The organism is Leifsonia sp. SIMBA_070 (assembly GCF_046534635.1).
Lineage (GTDB): Bacteria > Actinomycetota > Actinomycetes > Actinomycetales > Microbacteriaceae > Leifsonia.
The window spans coordinates 1-264 of the sequence record NZ_JAWRYK010000407.1 but is presented as its reverse complement, the minus strand read 5'-3'; the positions used below and the strand labels follow the sequence as shown (position 1 = coordinate 264).

The window sequence follows — 264 nt, the reverse complement described above, 5'->3', positions numbered from 1 at the left end:
CCCAGCACGCCGGCGTGCGGAAGCCCGTCATCGCGCAGTGCCAGCCGAAGCAGCTCGAGCGACGGCCGGTAACGCTGCAGCAGTTCGTAGCCGTCCGCCGGCGCAACCTTGGCGGCAAATTCCAGGACCAGCGGCAGGTAGTCGGGCAGTTCGGTGCCTTCCGGCAGCGCCCCGTGCGCGCGGTAGATTTCCTTGAAGGCCGCGAGCGCCTCGCCGCGGCGCCGGGTGTCGCCGTCGGTCCAGTAGGTCAGGTGCAGGCTGTGA

Annotated in this window: 1 protein-coding gene; it reads right to left on the bottom strand. The window is 70.5% G+C overall.

Going from position 1 to position 264, the window contains the following annotated elements; translation table 11 throughout:
- Positions 1-264 (bottom strand): nitrate reductase molybdenum cofactor assembly chaperone (narJ, locus tag SB754_RS20860; protein ID WP_410784260.1); only part of this gene is annotated, 264 nt, incomplete at both ends.